Here is a 3991-nt window from a genome sequence, read left to right as displayed (position 1 = left end):
GCGTTGTACTAACCTTCGTAAGATTTAATCAAGAACTTATTAATCAAACATTTTTGTATAATTAAAATTTTAAATCTTATGAACAAAAAAGTACTTACGCTTTGTGCGGCGATGCTACTTAGTGGCTCGCTTAGCATGATGTATGCAACTAATGTGAATACATTAGCTGATTTTAAAGCTGATGCTACGACACACGTAGTTGCCAACGCTGAGGACAATGTGATTACTTTCTTGAATGATATCACATTGGACGAGAATACACCTTATTTGGTTATCGACCAAAGTAATGTATTGATTGATGGTAACTATAAAACGCTGAATGGTCGTTTGGTTATTACAGGTGAAAATGTAACAGTACGAAACTTGACCATCAATAATACAGTTAAGACGAACACAGGTTCTTATACAAAGAACGCTATTACAGTAGTTGCTTCTAAAGTGGCATTGACAAACAACACGATTAATTGTGCAATAGCAAAAGATGCAACTGATGGAGCTATGGCTAATGGTATTGTTATTTTCCCAACAGCTGAGAAAGTATCATTCAATGTAAAAGGAAATAAGATTAACAATGCCAATTCTGTAGCAAATACAGACAACTCTATTTCTACAGGTCTTATTATTGCAGAAAGTGTAACTACAACTGGCGATTCTAACAATACAAGCAGTACAATACAAGCTGAAGCTATTAAGGATTTTGATATATCTACAGTTTCTGACAACAAGTTCAAGAATTGTGCAGTGGATTACACTTATTCGACATGGGATGACGAAGCTGCGTATTCAACGCATTTAGCACATATAACTCCTATGGAAAAGAATTCGGAACTCACTGCTAATGCCGTCCAAGAATATATGAATTCAACTCAAGAAGTAGTATTCAACGGCTCAAGTAAAGACTTCCAAAAGGCATTAGGTGAAGCTACTGTTACAAACGATGTAGTTGTTGTATGTAATGACGCTAACTTGCTTTATGGTGAAGTAAAAGCTCCGGATAACGGTAAGCCTTCGAATATTGTGGCTGATGGCCAGACTTCTGCAGCAGAAGCAATGGGTGAAAATGAAGATTATGCTTTATTGAAGAGCCTCAATGAAGATGATTATTTCATGTTCGGTTTCTATAGCACAGGAAGCAATAGCTATTATGTTGTAGGAGCTGATAACAAAGCTGTAGTTTTTGATGAGGACTACGCGACAAATCCTGAATATTTGTGGAAGGCTGAAGAGACAGTTGTTTCTGGTATCCATCAATTTACTTTTACAAATAAAGCTACAGGAGAAAAGTTGGTGACTCCGGCAGATGGTAATTCTACAGGTAAAGATGGCATCTTCACCACAGTAGGTAATACGGGCTATAACAATGGTTTCGTATTAGAATTGGATGGTGTGGATTTGGACAATCAGAATAATAAATCATACTATTGGGGTCTTTACGAATCAGGAGCTAAGTTCTTTACAGCAGATTTCTTGAGTAAGAAATTGGGTGATGGTTTTGATATTACTATCTATGATCACCAGTCTGGTAAGAACAGCAACTTGCAAGGAAACGCTCCTTTTGCTGGTATCTTGAAGCCGGTGAATGAATCAACTGATGGTGAAACGTTCCGATTGATGAACGGCAATAAATACGTTGTATTGGATACAAAAGACAATTGGTCTGAAAGTGGAACCGGTGACGATCTGCCAGAATATGGTTACAAATTCAAACTTGTTTCAGCAAAAGATTTGAGCGATGACAGATACGAATCTTGGTTCCAAGTGGCTTACAAAGCTGGTGAGAATACAGATAAAGATGCAGATGCTATCGCTAAGACAGAAATCGAATATATCACGGTAGGTGGATATTATGTATCTACATACAACAGTGCTAAGAAAGATTATTTGACAGTTTCTTCTAATAAGGATAACTTGGCTGTTATTAAGTTTGGTGGTTCAAACTTGGTTAAGGGCAAAGATCTGTTGTTGGGCTATGTAACTATCAAGGTGGCTAATACTTATAAGAAAGATTATAAGGATGTCATTGGTAAGTATATTGGTTCTACTCAGCGAGAAGATAGCTATTTGGATGTAGCTGCCTTGGATCCTCAGAATGTAGATTTGACGAAACCGGAAGGACAATGGGCTGTTACCTTGGCTAACGCTTCTGATGATGCGTCTCTGTATACATTTACCAACCGCGAGTCTCATGCTTCATTTGACATGACGCTGTATAAGACAGACGAGAAGAATGTTTACGCAGTTGCAAGTTATGTTCCATTTGATGCAGATACATTGCGTATCGAAGCCGTTGACGTAAAGGCTGGTTTACAGATGGACGGCTACTTCAATAAGACAGCGACAGAAGTACAAGACCATGTATATACTATCTCGGCTGCTTCTGCAGTAGAAGGTGTAAATGATTTGTATACGGCAGAAAACCATGCTGGCAAACACTTGATTGGTTTAACGGCAATCGCAGAAAATGCGACGGAATGGATTCTGAAGCCTTATACAAGAGCTACTACAAAGAACCGTGAATATACAGATTCTGTATATGTATTCAATAACGTAACTTATTACGATGCAGCTAAATCTGCTTATAAGAACCGTGTGGATACATTGGCTATGATTCCTTATGAAATCATCAATAGTGCAAACAACGAACCGTTGGTTGAATGGGGAAGCGAAGAGTCTTATAAGTGCGAAGATGCTAAGAATGCAGAAGGTGATTTCTTCGTAATCAAAGAGAAGAATGGTAAGTATAACTTAGTAAACATCACTAAGGGTGGTTCTACTTATTCTGTATTCAATGAAGAAACTGGTAATTGGGACACATTTATCCATGAAAATGGTGAATGGAACGCATGGGATAGCAAATTGCATGCAGCCATTACTACGGCAGACGGTCGCATCAAAGACGAAGGTGTTTATGAATATGTAGCAAACGACATGTTCAATGTAACAGAAGTTGCAGCACCGGAATATCGCCAGGTTGCTATGGGCGACACAATCCGCATCTATCGCAATGATGACCCGGCAGATGTATTGTATGAAAAGGGTGAATTCTTCGGAACTCCGACTTCAATGCAATTCGATGCAGCTAATCCAGCATTGTTCGTAGATACTGCTTATGTAAACCGTCCGGGTAACAACCGTTGGGAATATCTGTTGGCTGTAAATGCTAAACATTGGGAATCTAACTTGGAATGCAACATTCCGGGTCACCCGAAACATGAAGCTGACACAACAACTGGCCGCTTCTTGGTTAACTTGATGGATTCTGCTTATGTATATGGTGAAACTCACGTTCACGACAATAAGTTCATCAACGATGTAGATGGTGAAGATTTCGCTAAGTTAGGTTTCGTAGAAGGTTATCATACACATGATACATTATATTTGAAACGTCCGAACGGCGAATACGATGCAATCGCAATGGATCGCGAAGATGCAACTCATAGCCTTGCTAAGTTTGCATTCCGCTATGTAGATAATGAAGAAGGTTCATTCGTAATTGAAACTGGTCGTAAGGATTGGAATGGTGGTGAAGCTACTTCGAAAGTGAAGAAAGGTTACTTGAAGTGGTTGAACGGTACAATTGTAGTTGTAGATGATATCGAGAAGGCAGAAATCTTCAATTTGAATGCTGACGAAACTCGTACTCCGACCGCCAACGAATCCATCACCGCAGAAGGTGCAGTGAGCGTAACAGCTACCGACGGTGCCGTAGTTATCAAGGGTGCGGAAGGCAAGAACGTAGTAATCGCTACGATCCTTGGCAAGGTAGTTACTAATGAAACTATCAATAGCGACAACGAAACAATCGCCGTACCAGCTGGTATCGCAGTAGTTTCAGTTGATGGCGAATCGTTCAAGGTTGTAGTTAAATAAATGAATAGAAATAAGTTCATAACATTATAAATTTAAGTTGTTAATAAATAGTTAATAAGCTGCTCAGTGCCCCTCGCGAGAGTCGCCGCAGCCAAAGAAATACGTTAGTATTAATATTAGA

1 protein-coding gene is annotated in these 3991 nt (G+C 39.2%); it reads left to right on the top strand.

Annotation, left to right across the window (positions count from 1 at the left end):
* The first annotated feature begins 78 nt into the window (after positions 1 to 78).
* Positions 79 to 3870, top strand: coding sequence for a DUF6383 domain-containing protein (locus B5F77_RS15205; protein ID WP_140392910.1), 3792 nt, complete (start codon positions 79 to 81; stop codon positions 3868 to 3870).
* Positions 3871 to 3991 lie beyond the last annotated feature (121 nt).

Origin of the sequence: Parabacteroides sp. An277 (assembly GCF_002159645.1) — a bacterium.
Classification (GTDB): Bacteria; Bacteroidota; Bacteroidia; order Bacteroidales; family Tannerellaceae; genus Parabacteroides.
The sequence above is the reverse complement of the archived record's forward strand: the minus strand, read 5'-3'. Positions and strand labels throughout refer to the sequence as shown.